Genomic DNA, 19,023 nt, shown 5'->3' with positions numbered 1-19,023 from the left:
TTATTTATTTACCTTTGTGGTTACTATAAATAATCTGAGTGGGTATGTTGTCGATTCTAATCGTTGAAGATGATATAACTTTTTCCTTGATGCTTACCACATGGCTGGGTAAGAAAGGGTTTGTCGTAAGATCCTCGTCCTCTGTTTCCGATGCTAAACGGAGGCTGGGGGAGGAAGTGTTCGATTTGGTTATATCGGATTTACGCCTGCCGGATAGTGACGGGATCGACTTATTGAAATGGCTGAAAAGCACTCATCCTTCCTTACCCCTTATCATGATGACCAGTTATGCGGAGATACAAACGGCGGTTCAGGCGATGAAGCTGGGAGCGGCGGATTATATTGCCAAGCCGTTGAATCCGGATGAGTTGCTGGGTAAGATCAAGGAACTCGTGCGCGTGGAGGAGAAGGCTCCGGCGAGAGCTCCGGTTCCCTCGGCCCCGGATCTTTATATCGAGGGGCAGAGCCAAGCGGCCCGCCAGCTTTATGAGCATGTGCGTTTGGTGGCCCCGACGGATATGTCGGTATTGGTGACCGGCGCTAGTGGTACCGGTAAGGAGTATATCGCCCGTCGGATTCACGAGCAAAGTAATCGTAGCAAGGCTCCGTTTGTCGCCGTGGATTGCGGCGCTATCCCCAAGGAATTGGCGGCTTCCGAGTTCTTCGGCCACGTGAAAGGTTCTTTTACGGGGGCGATCGAGAACAAGACCGGGGCGTTCGTGGCGGCCCAAGGCGGTACGATATTTTTGGATGAGATCGGGAACCTGACGTATGAGGTGCAGGTCCAGCTATTGCGTGCCCTGCAGGAGCGCAAGGTGAAGCCGATCGGGAGCAATCAGGAGATCGCCATCAACGTACGTCTGATATCTGCTACGAACGAGAACTTGCGGCAGGCGATCGAGAAAGGAGATTTCCGTGAGGACCTGTACCATCGTATCAATGAGTTCACGATCCGTATCCCGGACTTGAAAGAGCGAAAAGAGGATTTGCTCTTGTTCGCCAATCATTTTCTCGATCTGGCGAATAGCGAGCTCCAGAAAGATATCATCGGTTTCGACAACGATACCATGCAATTGTTCCAATCCTATTCCTGGCCGGGTAACCTGCGGCAGATGAAGAACGTCATCAAGTACGCCACCTTATTGGCGACCGGCCGCTACATCACCCGCAAGGAACTCCCGGAGGAACTGACGGAGAACCTCCCGTCGCACACCAACATCCAGCTTAAAAACGTGGAGCATGAACGTGACCTTATCCGTAAGGCCCTCCAAGAGTGCGGCAACAATAAGACCCGCGCGGCCCAGTTATTGGGCATCGACCGGAAGACGCTTTACAATAAGCTGAAGATTTATCAGTTGGATTGAAAATTCCGTGTTTTATGTGAGTGCTTAAGGCCTATTGGGAGCCTCTGGCTTGTATGATGGGTCTGTTGCGAAATAGAAGCTTATTCTGACTATTTGCTTCATATTATACGAATATGTTGACATACCCTTCGTGCGAAAGTGACAAGATAATGAGATAGGTGTGGCAATAAACACGCTTTTTCTTGAAAAAGGGGCCGATTTTGTACACGATAGGTGGCGAAACCTGTTGCGATAGGTCGTATTGCCCAATGCCGATACTTGCGTTAGGCATTATGAGCGGTCACGCATAGGGTTATGAGTACTCATGAATGGGCATTCTTACCGTGCTATAACCCTATCGTAACACTGCTTTTACCCTTTTCTTGCCTCAAAATATGAGATACGATGAATTAATTTCGCTGGAGCGAGAGGCTGTTTTTCTGTATTCATCTGTCAACGAGACAAATGCTGCTTTTTCTTCTCGTATTTAGAAACGAGCCGTACCTTTGCCCGAAAAAATCGATTCTCCGAGACTTTAGTTTTCATTTTGTCAAATTGCCAGATGGTATGTTATTGCCAAGAGAAAATCGCTAGGGGCTTTCTCCACATCGGCACCAACCACCTTTGCCGGGAACAGTAACTTTGGCTGATAAGCTGATTGAATGGTTGGAGTAGGGTGAATAGTCTTTTATTATTCTTTTTTAACATGACATGGAATAAATATTGTCTATTTATCAAAGGTTTTTTCTTTGGAGTATTATTAATTATAGTTAATTGATGTGATAATATTTGTGCGTTTAAGAACTTCGCATTATAATAAAATCTACCTTTGCTGTTGATAATACTCAATAAGTTGATTAAAATATACAACTTCTTTTTTTAATGATGTTATAGGGGAAATATTTAATGATTAAGCATATGAAGAGATGTATTTTTACGAAAGTAAATTTCATGGCACTGTTCCTGTTTGCGGTGCTGATGGTTGCTTGTACGACGGATGTGTATGAGCCGAAACCGGATCCGGATCCCGATCCAGTGCCAAAGCCCGAAGTTCCTGCGGATGGTTCTTTCTCTATTGGTAAATCAAAAACATTGACAGTGAATGTTAAGGATGAGTATAATGGTGAATTTTATTATACGGTTGAAGCTTTTATTGGTAATCCGATTATTGGAGAGAATGCGAAATTGATTTCAGGTTCAGGGCAAAAAACGAATAGTAAATTGCCATATTGCATAAGCCTTAATATTCCAGATGCGATGCCTGTCATATATATTCGCGTTACGGATCCTTTTAAGAGGGCGGCTGTTTATGCGTTTGATGTTATTGAAGGGGATATGATTTGTAATATAGGCGGGCTTGGAACTAAGACAAAAAGCATAAGTTCTCAATTACGGAGTGACAATACAGATATCCCAGAAGTTAATTATTCTTATGGCTCTGATTGTATGAAAATTTCTGGTCAGAAGAAAATTACTTTGGAGAAAGGTAAGACCTATTTAATTCCAAAAGGTAGTATCCTTAATGGTGAGATTGTTTTACCCAGTGAAGGTGATATTCGTATTTATATAGAAGGAATTTGGCAAATCGTTAATAATGATTTGCAATTTGAGACAGGAACTTCTGTTTATATTTTAGATGGAGGCAAAGTTGAAACGGCTAAAGGGAATTCTAGAATAAGTGTTATTGGAACTTCTAGGATCGCAGTCCAAAAAGGAGGAGAATTTGGTGATGATGATAATAAAAATCAGTTGTCAATCTATTTAACAAATGCTACTTCTATTGTAAATGAGGGTGATTTTTATGCTAAATCTATATCATCTGATTCAAATGCCTCGATTTACAATACAGGTGATTTCGAGGTTGAGGAGCTTAATATGCAAAATGATGGAAACCATATTGTGAATAAGCATGAATTTGATGCTAAACATGTTTCTATGACAAATGGAGCCATAGACAACTTTTGTAAATTTGAATCAGAGAAATTTGATGTGATATCTAATGGAGTTATTAATCTGGCTCCGGCCGCCTATATGGATGTTAAACATCTTGATGCAAAGGGATTAACCTTATTTATGGATACTAAATCTATGTGGGAGGGCAAGAAAGCTTCGTTTACCGGTCAAGCAAGTGTGATACGCGGAAGCGATACGGATTATGCTCTGTTTAAGGTGGAGAATGTAGATATTAGTGGCTATAAGGTTTTGAGTTATCAGAAGAAAATCAATGTAGAATGCGAAAAGCATTCTGCGAACACAGACCGATGGAACCCTGTCTATGTGTCAGAATCGAGTGTGGCGTTTTCTGAAGGACAAGGATTTGTGGAAATAGATGACGATGATTGTAATGGAAACTCAGGTAACCATAATCCGGGAGAAGGAGATGGAGATCAAGATCCGTCGTATGAAGAAGTTGAGACTTTACCTTATACTTATTTATTTGAGGATAATTGGCCCGCTACCGGCGATTATGATATGAATGATTTGGTAATAGGTATCCAGATAAATAATAAAAAGATCGGGGACAAGACGGAGTCTGCTAAAATCATCTATACGCTATATGCCACTGGCGCTACAAAGCAAATTGGGGTTGGTTTCCAATTGGATGGTATTTCTGCATCGGCGGTTTCTGACGCTGAGCAAGGACAGACGAATGCTGTGATTCAGCTGTTTTCAGATGCCCATTCTCTATTAGGTAGCTCGGAAAGAACACCCATTAATACTTATAAAGTAACAATGACCCCCGTAGAGAATGAGGTAACAATTAATTTTAATACACCAATAGATGGAGTCATAAACGTTAATAATTTTAATCTCTTTATTGTTACCAATGGCTTTGATTCTGATCGTAGAAATGAAGTTCATATAGCGGGTTATAAAGGTACGGATAAAGCCGCTTCTAGTGATAATAGTACGGTAGACTATGTGTCGAATGAAACTGGTTTGATGTGGGCTTTAAGTATACCTTCACAAGATTTCGCTACTTATCCTAAAGAGACGATTCGTATCGATGATGCTTATGAAGGTTTCGGGAGTTGGATTAAAGGTGATAATACGCCGGGTTGGTATTTAAATTATGTAGATGAAAATGTAATAAAATACGATTTATTAATAAATAAAACAGAATAAAGAGATAATGCATATTATAATGGGGATGTGTCGCAGAGGCACATCCCTTTTTATTTTATTGGCATTAATCCAGCATCAAACTCATATAAGCCATCCTCCCCTGATAACCCATCAACTGTCGTGTTAGCGTTTGGTTATCCATTTGTTCCAAATCTTTTTTGGAGACAGGGCTTTCGTGTTGTTTGGATAGCCAGAGGTGGATCATGCGTTTCGTGTCGATGATGCGGGCCATACCCATAGGTAAGGTACCCGGAGGGGTGGGAGGGGTATTGACCGTCGCTTGCGATATGTTATTTTGCAGGGTAAGCTCTTGCAATAGTAATTCCTTGATCTCTTCCGAGTCGTAAAGAAGTTCCTTGATAAAAAGCTTTTTGTCGGACGGCGCTGTACCCGCCTCAAGAGGCAGTGCGAAAGCCATGCCAACCACCTTCTCGTTCTCGTCCAAGGCCGTGTACATCCCCCCGTTATCTAATTGCAGATCACGAAGTATCGTGATGAAATCATCCTGCGAGTGCAAGATACAGGAAGGGCGTTCACGTAATTTGCGGTTGAAATAAGCGAACAATTCGTCGGTTGTCGGTACCTCCGGTTGGATAACCGTTATCTTCGGGAGTTGAACCGGCGTATTCGGGCGGATATATGTCTCTACGGAATAATCGAATGCCTCGGTATAACCCTGTTCCCTATAATAGTCGAATAACCAAGGATCGGCAGGGATTAAGGCGGAGATAGCGATCTCACGCCGTTCCATTTCCTCGAATGTCTCTTGCAAGAGTTGTCGCATAAGCCCTTGCCCTCTTTCTTCCGGAGTCGTGCACGCCCCAGAGATATAGCCTACCGAGATCTCGGTACCCAAATAAGTCATCGTATGAGGAACTATCTGCAAGGCAGAAACTATTTTACCGTCCTTCTCGATGGTCATTGCGTTCTCGTCCTTGTAAACACGATCAAAATAAAGGCTGATAAATGCCTCGGAATCCCCGAAGCAGGTACGCCATAAGTTTACGATTTGTTGTTTCTTGTCCATAATTTATTTAGTTTGCGTAAGTTGCTTTTTTATTGCGGCACTCTTCTCTAATAGTATGGTAGGCTGATAAGAAAGCTTCGCTTGGCGCAACCCCGGTATGCCGAGATCCTCCTCCCGGTTCACGTAAGTATACTGTTCCGGAAGGTGAGAGGCGAACTCTTGGTTGATCACCGTATATGCTCCGTCAAAATTCACGTCCGCTTTTTCCACGTGTACTCCGAATGTATTATGGTTGATGGGGGCCCCGAAAGAGAAAGCGATAATCTCGTTATCCACCCGGAGAGCGCCACCGATCAGGCCTAGGCTGTCAAAATGATGCAAGGCATAGGTAAGGGAGCGACGTTCGTCATTAAGCTCTTCCTCGTCATTATCTCCATTGTTCGCCTTATACCATTTACATTCCAGTTTTAGGCATTGGGGGACGATATCCGGCGTGATAGGGACATACTCGTACGAATATTGTTTCTTGAAATTATTGATATGATTACGTTTGGATTGGTATTTCTTACCCCGTAAGGTCGCTAAATCCTCCCGTAAATAAATGTAATCGAAATAATCCCGTTCTGGGATATAAAAAAAGCTTCCGGGAAGTGCGCCTTCCAGTTGCTCCTTGGCGTCGGGGGTGATACCCAGCATACAGAGCGGATGTCTATATTTTAAGGAATCCTCTTCCAGCAAACGAACGGCACCCGCTAAATCTCCATCCCCGACAGGCATCATATAGGCGAAACGGCTCTTGTCCTCGATCATGAAACGGATTAATAAATAGCCATCCACGATAGCGAATTCACTGTCATATAAGAAACGCCAACTGCACATGTTCGCGAATGAGAAATCACAATTGCGATAATCGCTGGGAAATGTAAATGAGGTTATGATCTCTTTGTCTTCTAACCTAATCGGTTTAAACGGTATATCCATAAATTTTCTTGTACTGTTTTACAAACTGCAAATATAAAACTAAAATGCGTGTGCGAATGTTTAGAATGGGAATAATAAAGGTAATATAAATACCATAACGATTCCCATCACGATTTGTAAAGGCAACCCCACCTTTACATAGTCCATAAATGTATATTTTCCGGCGGACATAACGAGTGCGTTGGGTGGCGTAGAGAAGGGGGAGGCGAAGCACATGCTGGCACCTACCGTCACCGCCAGCAGGAACGGATAAGGGCTAACGTTGATGGCTATGGCGGATTGAAGGGCAATAGGGGCTACCAGTACCGCCGTGGCCGTGTTGCTGATAAACATGGTCAGTAGCGAGGTGGTGAAATAAATTCCGGCCATCAAGACGAGCGGTCCGTAATCGCCTAGTCCGCTCACCAATTTCTCCGAGATAAGATTGGAGGCGCCTGTCTTCTCTAAGGCTAGCGACATGGGTAACATGGCGGCGATCAAGACTACGCTTTCCCAATTAATCGTTTTATAAGCCTCTTCCACGTTACGGAAACATCCGGTTAATACCATCAATATTCCCGCTATGATTACCGCCGCTACCGGAGGAATCGGGATGAAGTCGAATACCATGGCGGCAATCATTAAGACCATGATCAAGGCGGCGACAGGGGCTTTATAATCCAGAGTGACTTTAGAGGCCTCTTCTAAGGGCTGGCCCAATACCACCCATTGCGATTGCTTTTGGCTCATGCGAGCGATACTGTCCCATGTGCCTTGTATTAGAAGGATATCGCCGGCATGCATCTTTATATCTTTTATATCATTCAGTATATATTCCCCTTTCCGTTGGATGCCTAAGATATTCACGGAATATTTATCCCTGAAACCAGAGTCCTTTACCGCCTTATTTATCAATTTCGAGTCGGGCATTAATAAGACCTCGGCGATACCGATCTCCCGAACGCTCAGCTTTTCAACCTCCGCCCCTTCAACATATTCGGATACGTGGGTATCCGTAAGCTCCAGATTCTGTTCTTTGGCGAATTGGTTTACTTTCTCGAACGGGCCGAACACATAGAGGATATCGTTCTCCTGTAATTCCGTATGTGGGCCGGCTAAGGACTGGTCTACGGTTTTAAGGAAACGTCCTTGAGAGGACGACTGCCGGCGTATCTCCAGAATGGAGAGATTATAAGCCTGCGTAATATTTAATTCTTGCAATTTTTTCCCTCCGATCCGGGAACCGGGCCTGATCTGTATCCGATATAGATTATCCGATAATTGGTATTTCTTGGCTAACTCTTTTGGGGAGTGCCCGGTTGTAGTCTTCGTGTCTTTGCCATCCTCCTTTTTTACCAAGAAGAATTTGCTTAGGGGAATCAAGACGACCAAGCCGATAAGCACACAAATAACCCCGATAGGCGTAAACGAGAAAAACGATAGATCCGTGAATCCGGCGTTGGATAGCACCTCATCTACCACGAGGTTCGGAGGCGTACCGATCAGCGTGGCCATTCCGCCCATGCTACTAGCGAAAGCCAAGGGCATCAAGAACCTCCCGGGACTGATATTGGCGCTTGCCGCCATGCTCACTACGATCGGAAGCATGAGGGCCACGGTACCCGTATTACTGACGAACGCCCCGATAAAAGCGGTGACCATCATGATCAATATGAATAATTTCAATTCGCTTTTTCCCGCTAGACGGAGTATCTTGCTGCTGATCATCTTGGCCAATCCCGTTTTAAAGATAGCTCCTCCTACGACAAATAACCCGACCATCATGATGACGATAGGATTGGAGAAGCCGGAAAGCGCTTCTTCGGGTGTAAGTATGTTGAATACGATTAATAAGACGAGGGCGCATAGAGCGACAAGATCGGAACGTAATTTTCCATTAACAAAGAAAACGGCTGATAGGGCCAGTATTATAAGTGTTGTGATCATAGGGTATAAATATTATAGGTAAAGAACAAAAAATAGGGGGTATTTGTTCGTTATTTTCTTGTTTCGGGAAAAATGGCTAAACTTATAGGTTGAACAGCCATTTTGTAAAATAGGGGCTGGAGCTATTTTTGCGATATGAAATTCGCAACAATTAGGTTAAAACGAATGTTATTTTAATGTCTAACGAAAAGAAGATAAATCAGAGATGAAAAAGTACGACGCGATTATTATTGGTTTTGGGAAAGGTGGAAAAACCTTGGCGGCGGATTTGGCCAACCATGGATGGAATGTAGCTGTGGTGGAGCGTTCGACGGGTATGTACGGAGGTACTTGTATCAATATCGGCTGTATACCGACGAAAGCGCTTGTACATTACGCTCAAGTGACAGGGTATCGCAGACCTTCTACCTTCGAGCAATATGCGGAGGAGTTTAAACAGGCTATCCTCGCCAAGGAGAAACTGACCTCTTTGCTTCGTGAGAAGAATTTCAAGAATCTGGATGATCGGGAGACCGTAACGGTCTATACCGGAGAGGCTTCTTTTCGTTCCCCTTATGAGATTGTCGTGAAAACGGATACGGACTCTTTCTTGCTGGAAGGCGAGAAGATATTCATCAATACCGGAGCCACGACGATTATTCCTACGATAAGCGGTATCGAGGATAATCCTTACGTATATACAAGTACTTCCATTATGGAACTGGAGAAACTGCCACGGCATCTGGTTATTGTCGGAGGCGGATATATCGGGCTGGAATTCGCTTCCATGTTCGCCGGTTTTGGATCGAAGGTAACGATCTTGGAGGCAGGGGAGGTGTTTATCCCTCGTGAGGACCGGGACATCGCCGATTCGGTGAAGTCTACGCTAGAGAAAAAAGGGATCACCATTCATTTGAATACGGTCGTGCAGACGATCGAGCAGGATGCCGAGCGGGCTACGGTGATCTGCCGTAACGCTATCTCGGGAGATACCTTGCGGCTGGATGCCGAGGCGGTGCTTTTGGCTACCGGCCGTAAACCGAATACGGAAAGCCTAAATCTGCAAGCCGCCGGAATACAGACGACTAATCGTGGCGCTATCGAGGTGGATAGTAAGTTGCGTACCAATATCCCTAATATCTGGGCGATCGGGGATGTACATGGTGGATTGCAATTCACCTACCTATCTTTGGATGATTACCGTATTATCCGGGAGGAGCTGTTTGGTAATGGTTTCCGGAGCTTGGACGATCGGGAAGCAGTGGCTTATTCCGTATTCATCGATCCTCCGTTGGCCCATGTCGGGTTGAACGAGACGCAAGCCCGTAAGATGGAGAAAAATATAAAGGTGGCCAGCCTGCCCGCCGCCGCCATGCCTCGTACCCGTACCATCGAGCAGACGGATGGCTTACTGAAAGCCGTGGTAGATGCGGATACCGGGAAGATCCTAGGATGTACCTTATTCTGCGCCGAGTCCAGCGAAGTCATAAATACGGTTAGCTTGGCGATGCGTCTCGGGCAAGATTACACGTTCCTCCGGGATTCGATATTCACCCATCCGTCGATGAGTGAGGCTTTAAATGATCTATTTGGATTAATAAAATAAAAACATAAATATGAAAACATCAAATATTGGATTAATCGGCTTGGCCGTGATGGGAGAAAACCTTGCGTTGAACATGGAAAGCAAGGGGTTCACTGTATCCGTTTATAATCGTACAGCGCCGGGAGAGGAAGGCGTGGTAGACCGCTTCATGAGCGGTCGTGGAAAAGGAAAGAATTTTATAGGAACCCATACGATACAGGAATTTGTCGAGTCTATCGAGCGTCCTCGCAAGATCATGCTGATGGTAAAAGCGGGTGCCCCGGTGGATGAGCTGATGGCTCAATTGATTCCTTACTTATCACCCGGTGACGTGATTATCGATGGTGGCAACTCGGACTTCCATGATACGGAACGACGGGTGAAGGAGATGGAGGCGCATGGGATGTACTTCGTAGGTACCGGAATCTCCGGAGGGGAGATCGGTGCCTTGTACGGACCTTCCGTGATGCCGGGTGGCTCGCCTGCCGCTTGGCCTTTGGTGAAGGATGTCTTGCAAAGCATCGCCGCCAAGCTGGAGGATGGGACGCCTTGTTGCCAATGGATTGGTCCGGGTGGAGCCGGCCATTTCGTGAAAATGGTACACAATGGTATCGAGTATGGAGATATGCAGTTGATTTCCGAGGCGTATTCCTTATTGAAGAATCGTCTGGATCTGGACAATGAGGCCTTGGCTCGTATCTTTGAGGATTGGAACACGGGAGAGCTGGATAGCTACCTGATCGGTATTACGGCCGATATTCTCCGCTTCAAGGACGAGGCGGGAGAGGGCTATCTGCTAGATAAGATATTGGATGCCGCCGGCCAGAAGGGCACCGGTAAATGGAGCGCTATCGCCGCTATGGACGAGAATGATCCGCTGACGTTGATTACCGAGGCTGTTTATGCCCGTATGCTTTCTTCCATGCAGGAAGAACGGAAAAAAGCGTCCTCGCTTTATCCGAAGAGTGGCGTGCTGGGGCAGACCTTGATCTCGGAGAAAGAGATCAAGCAGGCTTTGTATGCCGCTAAGTTGGTTTCCTATGCACAGGGATTCTCTTTGTTGTGCCAAGCCTCCAAGCGATATGATTGGCAGTTGGATTACGGTACGATCGCCAAGATCTGGCGGAAGGGATGTATCATACGCTCTGTCTTTTTGGAGAAAATTACGCAGGCTTATGAGAAGAACCGGAATCTGGAGAACCTCTTATTCGATGAGTTCTTTATTCAAAAGATCGAGTCTTCCTTGTTGGCTTGGCGGCAAGTGGTAGCCGAGGGTGCCTTGCATGGAGTGGCTTTGCCGGCAATGAGCTCGGGGTTGAGTTATTTCGATGGATTGTCTACCCCACATTCTGCCGCTAACCTGATTCAAGCTCAGCGGGATTATTTCGGGGCTCATACCTATGAGCGGGTCGATTGGGAGCGTGGTAAGTTTTTCCATACCAACTGGACGGGTGAGGGAGGAAAGACGGTTTCTGGAACTTATAACGTATAAAGGTATGAAGAAAGCAGATAATCAATTATTAGTTATATTCGGGGCGTCGGGCGATCTTACCAGTCGCAAGTTGCTTCCCTCTTTGTTCGAGTTATATGTCCGGGGCTTGCTGCCCGACCGCTTCTGCATCTTGGGGGCCGCCCGTACCGCTTATGGTGATGAGGAGTTCCGTGCGGAGCAACATACGCATATCTTGGAGGCACAGAAGGGAAAGACTTACGACGAGGGCTTGATCGATGACTTCTTGGAGAATGTCTATTACCTCGCCTTCGATTCCACGAACGCCGATGAATACTACAAATTGCGTGAGCGCATCGAGTTCTTGCAAGAGAAACATGACTTGCCGGATAAGATCATCTATTACTTGGCTACCCCGCCGGTGATGTACGAGATCGTCCCGCAATGTTTGCTGGAGAGCGGTTTGAACAAGACCGAGTCTCCAGATGGTTTCAGGCGGATCATCGTAGAGAAGCCGTTCGGTACCAGCTTGGAGTCTGCCCGCCAGTTGAACGATCATTTACGACATATCTTCCATGAGGAGGAGATTTATCGTATCGACCATTATCTGGGGAAAGAGACCGTGCAGAATATCTTGGTATTGCGTTTCTCAAACGGTATTTTCGAGCCATTGTGGAATCATAATTATATCGATTCCATCGAGATCAGCGCTACTGAGACTTTGGGGGTGGAGAATAGAGGGAAATATTATGATGGAGCCGGGGCGATGCGGGATATGATCCAGAATCACTTAATGCAATTGATGTCGTTTATCGCCATGGAATCTCCCTCTATATTCGAGCCGGAACCGATTCGTGACGAGATCGTGAAAGTATTCCGCTCCATACGCCCGTATACGGTGTTGGATATGGATAAGATGGTTGTCCGCGGACAATATATCGGTTATCGGGAAGAGAAGAACGTAGCTTCCGACTCGAATACCGAGACGTATGTGGCGATGAAATTCTTCATCGATAACTGGCGCTGGAGCGGTGTGCCCTTCTATTTCTATACGGGAAAGAAGTTGCCGGAGAAGTCATCGGAGGTAGTGATCCACTTCAAGTCTACGCCCCATCAACTGTTTGTCGGTCAATGTTCGGGAGGTTCCTGCAATAAATTGACCATCCGTATCCAACCGAACGAGAGTATATCCTTGAAGTTCGGGCTGAAAATGCCGGGAGCCGGTTTCGAGGTGAAGCAAGTCAGCATGGACTTCCGCTACGATTCCCTCTCGAAGAGCTATCTTCCTGACGCTTACGAGCGTCTGTTGCTGGATGCCATGCTGGGCGATTCCACCCTGTATGCTCGTAGCGACGCTTTGGAGGCTAGCTGGAAATTTATCGATCCGATCTTGCTCCATTGGAAAGAGGAGGGTTCGAAGAACTTATTCTTCTATGAGCCGGGCGAGGACGGACCGGAGGAAACTGTTATTTTAGGTGCGGAAAAGAAAGTCTGCGCCTGCCAAAGAAGATAATTTTATGGAAATAAAGAGATATAATGAGATGAAAGAGGCGCTTCGGTCGATGACGGAGGATATGATGGCGATGATTCGCCGGAAAGACTTCGCTCCGTTTAACCTAGCGCTCTCGGGAGGGGAGACGGCGAAGCATATGTTTTCCCTCTGGGTAGATGAGTATAAGGATAAGATTGACTGGAATAACATCCGTTTCTTCTGGGTGGACGAGCGTTGCGTTCCACCGACAAGCCCGGATAGTAATTACGGTCATGCGAATCGTTTGCTTTTTACGCCTTTGCGTATCCAGGCAGACCATATTCACCGGATCAAGGGCGAGAACGAGCCGGGTACCGAGGCGATGCGTTATTCATGGGTCGTAAAGGAATTCTTGCCGTTGTTCAACCAAATGCCTACGTTCGATTGCATCATCCTCGGCGTAGGTGAGGATTCCCATACGGCATCCATTTTCCCTACCACCATGGAGCTATTGTCGGATAGCCGTAACTATGCGGTATCCCAGCAACCTTCTACCGGCCAATACCGGATCACCATGACGGGACCGCTTATCTTGAACGGCGCTCCCTTATTGGTCCCGATACTGGGCACGAACAAGGAACCCGTAATCCAGAGGCTCTCCAAAGGCTATTCCCCCTCAAACGATACGCCTGCGGCCTATATCTTATCGCATGCCGTACAGGCTACGATTTATGGGCTGAACCCATGATTTTGCTACATGCCGAGTCCTTCCAAAAAACATGTACGTGTTTTCGAAAAAACACGTACGACTTTTTGGAAAAACACGTACATGTTTTCGGAATCTTGTGATCATGTTCCTATGACTTGATTTGTAGTGAGATAAGATACTATACGTTTTGCCTTGAATCGAGTGTTTACATATACTCCTCTCCTTGGAGAAGATATACTGCAAGTACCCTAGGAGATATACTTCACCGTCCAAGTAAGTACTACTTCTCGTGATATCCTATTAGTATATACAAGACTGTTGCCTTCATTTAAAGTGAATGTATTTGTTGGATTCATGTTTTTTTGCGAAGTTTGTTGCTTGAAAAGTAAGCTTTGAGACATGAATATGAGAAATATTGTACTGTGTATATTATATTTGTTTTTGGTGCCGATGGGAGGGTTTGCCCAATCTGAGGTCATTGTCTTGTATCCCGATACTGAAAATAAGGATTTTGATGAAGCTGTATACCAAAAAATCTTTTTGGCCGGCACGATTGATATGGGGAAAAGCGTGGATTGGCAAAAGGCTACCTGCGACTGGTTCCGGGCGCTTCCGGAGGGACGGTATCTCTTGTTCAATCCTCGTAGAGATAAAGGGTTGAGCGGGGAGATGTCCGATTTTGAGCATCAAGTGAATTGGGAACTGGAGCATCTGGAGAAAGCCGATCTGATTATCATGAACATTCTGGCGAGCAGCAAATCCCCGATAACTTTATTGGAGATGGGGCTGTTTATGCGCTCCGGAAAGTTGCGGGTGATTTGCGAGCCCGGCTTTTACCGCTATGATAATGTGCGCTTAACTTGTGCGCGCTATGGCGTCCCATTGTATCAGAATATGGACGATTTTTTGAAAACCATGCGCTAATCTATTATTATTTGTTTAACTTTGTATAGTTTTAGGGACGGTGTGGAATCGATCCTAAGCGAGTATTGTCGAACAAAATGGAAAGAATATGAAAGGTATAGTTTTAGCCGGTGGATCGGGTACCCGCTTGTATCCGATCACTAAAGGAGTTTCCAAGCAACTTCTACCTATTTATGATAAGCCGATGATTTTTTATCCGGTATCCGTGCTCATGCTGGCAGGGATACGGGAGATTCTTATTATATCGACCCCTCAGGATTTGCCGGGCTTTCGTCGTTTACTGGGCGATGGCTCCGATTATGGCGTTCGTTTTGAATATGCCGAGCAGCCTTCACCGGACGGATTGGCGCAAGCTTTCATCATTGGAGAGCGTTTTATCGGCGATGACTCCGTTTGCTTGGTACTTGGCGATAATATCTTTTACGGACAGAGCTTTACCCGTATGTTAAAAGAGGCCGTTGACAAGGCGGAGAACGAACAAAAAGCGACCGTGTTCGGTTACTACGTAAACGATCCGGAACGCTATGGCGTGGCCGAGTTCGATGCGGATGGGAACGTCCTCAGTATCGAGGAGAAACCGAAGGAACCGAAGTCGAATTACGCCGTGGTAGGATTGTATTTCTATCCGAACAAGGTGGTGGGCGTGGCCAAGAATATCAAGCCATCCGCCCGTGGAGAGCTGGAGATCACTACCGTGAACCAGTGGTTCTTGAAGGATGGGGAGTTGAAAGTGCAGCTATTGGGACGTGGATTCGCTTGGTTGGATACCGGGACTCACGACTCGTTGTCTGAGGCATCTACTTTCGTGGAGGTGATCGAGAAGAGACAGGGACTGAAGGTGGCTTGTCTGGAGGAGATCGCTTTCAAGCAAGGATGGATTGATGAGAAGCGACTTGAGCAAGTGGCTTTGCCGATGATTAAGAATCAGTACGGCCAGTATTTGATGAGGTTGATTAATAAGTAGAAGTAGTTCAGAATACGAGATATCGATGGAAAAAGACAGTAAAATATTTGTTGCCGGTCACCGGGGCTTGGTAGGCTCCGCCATCCTGAATAATTTGCGTAGCAAAGGGTATACGAACTTCCTGCTTCGTACGCATGCGGAACTGGATCTGACGGATCAAGCCGCTGTGAACGAGTTCTTTGCAGCCGAACGGCCGGACTATGTGTTCTTGTCGGCGGCGCACGTCGGCGGTATCATGGCGAACAGTCTGTACCGTGCCGATTTTATCTACAATAATTTGATGATCCAGAATAATGTCATTCATGCCTCTTGGAAAAACAATGTAAAGAAATTATTATTCTTGGGAAGCACCTGCATCTATCCCCGTGAGGCTCCGCAGCCGATGCCGGAGGATTGCTTGCTGACATCTCCCTTGGAATATTCCAACGAGCCTTACGCGATCGCCAAGATAGCGGGTATCAAGATGTGCGAGAGTTACAACCTGCAATACGGTACGAACTATATCGCCGTGATGCCTACCAACCTCTACGGGCCGAATGATAATTTCAATCTGGAGACCTCGCATGTGTTGCCAGCCATGATCCGTAAGATCCATCTGGCGAAATGCCTGCATACAGGAGATTGGGAGGCCTTGCGTAAGGATATGGACATTCGTCCGGTAGAGGGCGTGTCTGGGAAGGCCTCCGAGCCGGAGATACTCTCCGTATTGGATAAACAGGGTATCCGTCCGGGCGAGGTGGAGCTGTGGGGAACCGGCAAGCCGCTTCGTGAGTTTTTATGGAGCGAGGAGATGGCCGACGCTTCTGTTTATATCATGGAACACGTGGATTTCGAGGATGTCCGCCAGAAGGAGGGCGAGGTCCGGAATACACATATTAATATAGGTACGGGTATCGAGCTTTCGATCCGTGAGGTCGCCGAACTGATCCGGCGAGAGATCGGGTTCGAGGGCGAGTTGAGGTTTAACTCGTCCAAGCCGGACGGTACGCTTCGTAAGCTGACGGATGTAAGCAAGTTGCATGCCTTGGGTTGGCGCCATACGATCGAGATCGAGGAGGGCGTGAAGCGACTCTATGAATGGTACTTGGGAATTGAAAAATGAGAATTGAAAATTGAAAATTAGAGAAATGGGCAAAGTAGCGTTAATAACGGGTATTACGGGACAGGATGGGGCTTATCTTACTGAGTTCTTGATCAAGAAAGGATATACGGTACACGGTATCAAGCGTCGTTCTTCCATGTTCAATACGGACCGTATCGATCATTTGTATCAAGATCCGCATGTGGAAAACCGTAATTTGATTTTGCATTATGGCGATTTAACGGATAGTTTGAATCTTACACGTATCATTGGCGAGGTTCAACCGGACGAGATCTATAATCTGGCCGCCATGAGCCATGTAAAAGTAAGTTTCGACACTCCCGAATATACTGCGAATGCGGATGGTTTGGGCGTATTGCGTATCCTAGAGGCGGTCCGTTTGCTGAACTTGATCCCGAAGACGCGTATTTACCAGGCATCTACATCCGAGTTGTATGGCTTGGTGCAAGAGGTGCCGCAGAGGGAGACTACTCCTTTCTATCCGAGAAGCCCTTATGCGGTAGCGAAACTATACGGTTACTGGATTACGGTGAATTACAGGGAAGCCTATCATATGCACGCTTCCAATGGCATCTTGTTTAATCATGAGTCTCCATTAAGGGGAGAGACATTCGTGACCCGTAAGGTAACCCGGGCGGTTTCACGTATCGTTTTGGGTATGCAAAAAAAGGTTTATATGGGTAATCTTTCCTCCAAACGGGATTGGGGACACGCAAAAGATTACGTGCGTGCCATGTACGCTATTTTGCAACAAGATGAACCCTCGGATTATGTCATAGCTACCGGGATTACTACCACGATTCGGGACTTTATCCGTATGGCTTTTGAGGAAATTGGCGTGGGAATCCGCTTTAAAGGAGAAGGGATAGACGAGGTCGCTATCATAGAGTCGATAGACGAGGGATTGTTCGTCAAGAAGGTTGGTGATGCCTATCTGGAAAACTTTAAGAAACGTGTGGGTGAGGAAGTTGTGGGAGTAGATCCGCAGTATTTCCGCCCTACGGAAGTAGAGTTGCTGATCGGTGACGCTACGAAGGCACGTACTCGTTTAGGGTGGGAACCGGAGTATTCATTAGCGGCTTTAATTGAGGATATGATGAAGAACGATATAAAACTAATGAAGAAGGAGTCTTATCTGAAAGAGGGGGGCTATAAAATTTTGAACTATTTCGAGTGAGTTCGAAACAATTTGAAGATTTTATTTGTTGTAATTACAAAAAGAGTTAAATTTGTGCCAATTTTAAGATATTAGGTAATTGATTGTTTAATTAAAATGTTGAAAATATGAAGACTAAGGTTTTACTTTTAGCTTTGTTATCAGGTTTTGTATTCTCTGTGGCAGCACAGGAATATCAACCGCAGGTGGGGTTCAGCAATGAGGCTGGTTATAAGACTAATTTCAAGAAGAATAAAGCTCGCGACAATTGGTTTATTTCAATTGCGGGTGGAGCCAGCGTATTGTTAGGAGACCAAAATGGAGAGGCTGATTTCAAGAATCGTTTAAACTTCGCTCCACAAGTATCTTTTGGTAAGTGGTTTAATCCGTATTTAGGATTCCGTACCCAGTTAAATGGTGGTATTATCCACGGTTTTGAAGGTGATGGCGCACAGTTTATGCAACATAATAAATATGTAGCCGCTCACGTAGATTTGTTGTGGGATGTTACTAACTTCTGGGCTCCTTACAGAGAATCTAAAGTGTTCCGCTTGATTCCTTGGGTCGGTTTTGGTTATGCGCAGCGTTTCAAGACTACAGAGTCTTATGATCGTCCAAGAACGGAGTCTCCTACGTTGAACGCTGGTATCTTAACCGCTTTCCGTTTGAGCAAACGTGTTGATTTGAACGTTGAGATCCAAGGTTCTTTGTTGAACGAGCAGTTTAACCGTGTCGAGATGAATCACCTGACAGATGGTATCGTTCAGTTGAGCGCTGGTTTGACATTCAAATTGGGTAAGACAGACTTCGAGGTATTGGAGCCGATGGATTACGCTTTGTTGAACGACTTGAACGGCCAGATCAACTCTTTGCGTGCTGCTAACGATGAGTTGAGCAAACGTCCGGTTTCTTGCCCTGAGTGCCAAGAGACAGTTACTGAAGTTGTAAATAACTACGTTGACAATGTGGTTTACTTTCGCATCAACAGCGCTAAGATCGACAAGAACCAGCAGATCAATATCTATAACACAGCTGAGTTCATGAAGAACAACAACGCTCCGATCAAGGTAGTTGGTTACGCTGACAAGAAGACGGGTACTTCTGATTATAACATGGGTCTTTCTGAGAAACGTGCTAGAGCGGTCGCTAAGGAACTTATCGATAAATACGGTATCTCTTCTAGCCAGATCACTATCGAGTGGAGAGGTTCGGACGAACAACCTTATGGCGAAAATAGCTGGAACCGTGTAGTAATTATGAGCGCTAATAATTAATTTACGAATTAATACTTTAAAAAGGCCGTACTTCTAAGTGCGGCCTTTTTTTTGCGCCGAAAAATA

The 19,023-nt window shown here is 45.8% G+C and carries 14 protein-coding genes; 11 read left to right on the top strand and 3 right to left on the bottom strand.

Annotated features, from left to right (window positions below; all coding sequences use genetic code 11):
* Positions 1 to 44: 44 nt before the first annotated feature.
* On the top strand, positions 45 to 1,364 hold the full coding sequence (locus CI959_RS19285; RefSeq protein ID WP_057316932.1) for a sigma-54 dependent transcriptional regulator: 1,320 nt from the start codon (positions 45 to 47) through the stop codon (positions 1,362 to 1,364).
* 897 nt (positions 1,365 to 2,261) lie between these two features.
* Positions 2,262 to 4,469: an LruC domain-containing protein gene (locus CI959_RS19275; protein ID WP_157395951.1), complete on the top strand. Its 2,208-nt coding sequence runs from the start codon at positions 2,262 to 2,264 to the stop codon at positions 4,467 to 4,469.
* A gap of 64 nt (positions 4,470 to 4,533) precedes the next feature.
* Here CI959_RS19275 and CI959_RS19270 read toward each other — a convergent pair whose 3' ends face one another.
* From CI959_RS19270 to CI959_RS19260, 3 genes are read right to left on the bottom strand one after another with little or no spacing between them, the layout of a single operon-like run.
* Entirely contained in the window at positions 4,534 to 5,496 is a 963-nt protein-coding gene (locus CI959_RS19270; protein ID WP_005857723.1) for a GNAT family N-acetyltransferase, read from the bottom strand.
* Positions 5,497 to 5,499: 3 nt separating this feature from the next.
* The gene (locus tag CI959_RS19265) at positions 5,500 to 6,417 is read right to left on the bottom strand and encodes a DUF2156 domain-containing protein (protein WP_057316934.1); all 918 of its coding nucleotides are present in this window, start codon (positions 6,415 to 6,417) and stop codon (positions 5,500 to 5,502) included.
* Positions 6,418 to 6,477: 60 nt separating this feature from the next.
* Positions 6,478 to 8,343 carry an SLC13 family permease gene (locus CI959_RS19260; protein WP_005857720.1) on the bottom strand — a complete coding sequence of 622 codons (1,866 nt, stop codon included), beginning with the start codon at positions 8,341 to 8,343 and terminating at the stop codon, positions 6,478 to 6,480.
* 205 nt (positions 8,344 to 8,548) lie between these two features.
* Between CI959_RS19260 and CI959_RS19255 the strand changes: the two genes are divergently transcribed.
* The 9 genes from CI959_RS19255 to CI959_RS19215 all read left to right on the top strand — a co-directional run bounded on the left by CI959_RS19255 (position 8,549) and on the right by CI959_RS19215 (position 18,957).
* Entirely contained in the window at positions 8,549 to 9,928 is a 1,380-nt protein-coding gene (locus tag CI959_RS19255; RefSeq protein WP_036631485.1) for an FAD-dependent oxidoreductase, read from the top strand.
* Positions 9,929 to 9,938: 10 nt separating this feature from the next.
* Positions 9,939 to 11,399 (top strand): decarboxylating NADP(+)-dependent phosphogluconate dehydrogenase, encoded by a 1,461-nt coding sequence (gene gnd, locus CI959_RS19250; RefSeq protein WP_008779706.1) that lies wholly within the window; start codon positions 9,939 to 9,941, stop codon positions 11,397 to 11,399.
* Positions 11,400 to 11,403: 4 nt separating this feature from the next.
* On the top strand, positions 11,404 to 12,870 hold the full coding sequence (zwf, locus tag CI959_RS19245) for a glucose-6-phosphate dehydrogenase (protein ID WP_008779707.1): 1,467 nt from the start codon (positions 11,404 to 11,406) through the stop codon (positions 12,868 to 12,870).
* Between the two features lie 4 nt (positions 12,871 to 12,874).
* Positions 12,875 to 13,576 (top strand): 6-phosphogluconolactonase, encoded by a 702-nt coding sequence (gene pgl / locus CI959_RS19240; RefSeq protein ID WP_008779708.1) that lies wholly within the window; start codon positions 12,875 to 12,877, stop codon positions 13,574 to 13,576.
* A 360-nt stretch (positions 13,577 to 13,936) separates the two neighbouring features.
* Positions 13,937 to 14,461, top strand: coding sequence for a nucleoside 2-deoxyribosyltransferase domain-containing protein (locus CI959_RS19235; protein ID WP_008779709.1), 525 nt, complete (start codon positions 13,937 to 13,939; stop codon positions 14,459 to 14,461).
* 88 nt (positions 14,462 to 14,549) lie between these two features.
* Positions 14,550 to 15,425 (top strand): glucose-1-phosphate thymidylyltransferase RfbA, encoded by an 876-nt coding sequence (rfbA, locus tag CI959_RS19230; RefSeq protein WP_008772418.1) that lies wholly within the window; start codon positions 14,550 to 14,552, stop codon positions 15,423 to 15,425.
* Between the two features lie 25 nt (positions 15,426 to 15,450).
* Entirely contained in the window at positions 15,451 to 16,527 is a 1,077-nt protein-coding gene (locus tag CI959_RS19225; protein WP_005857705.1) for a GDP-L-fucose synthase, read from the top strand.
* Between the two features lie 25 nt (positions 16,528 to 16,552).
* Positions 16,553 to 17,704, top strand: a complete 1,152-nt coding sequence (gene gmd / locus CI959_RS19220) for a GDP-mannose 4,6-dehydratase (RefSeq protein WP_005857703.1) — start codon at positions 16,553 to 16,555, stop codon at positions 17,702 to 17,704.
* Between the two features lie 107 nt (positions 17,705 to 17,811).
* Positions 17,812 to 18,957, top strand: coding sequence for an OmpA family protein (locus tag CI959_RS19215; protein WP_005857701.1), 1,146 nt, complete (start codon positions 17,812 to 17,814; stop codon positions 18,955 to 18,957).
* Positions 18,958 to 19,023: the final 66 nt, after the last annotated feature.

The sequence above is a fragment of the Parabacteroides sp. AT13 genome, from assembly GCF_002272965.1.
In the GTDB taxonomy this organism is placed as follows: domain Bacteria; phylum Bacteroidota; class Bacteroidia; order Bacteroidales; family Tannerellaceae; genus Parabacteroides; species Parabacteroides distasonis.
This window is presented reverse-complemented; position numbering and strand designations above follow the sequence as displayed.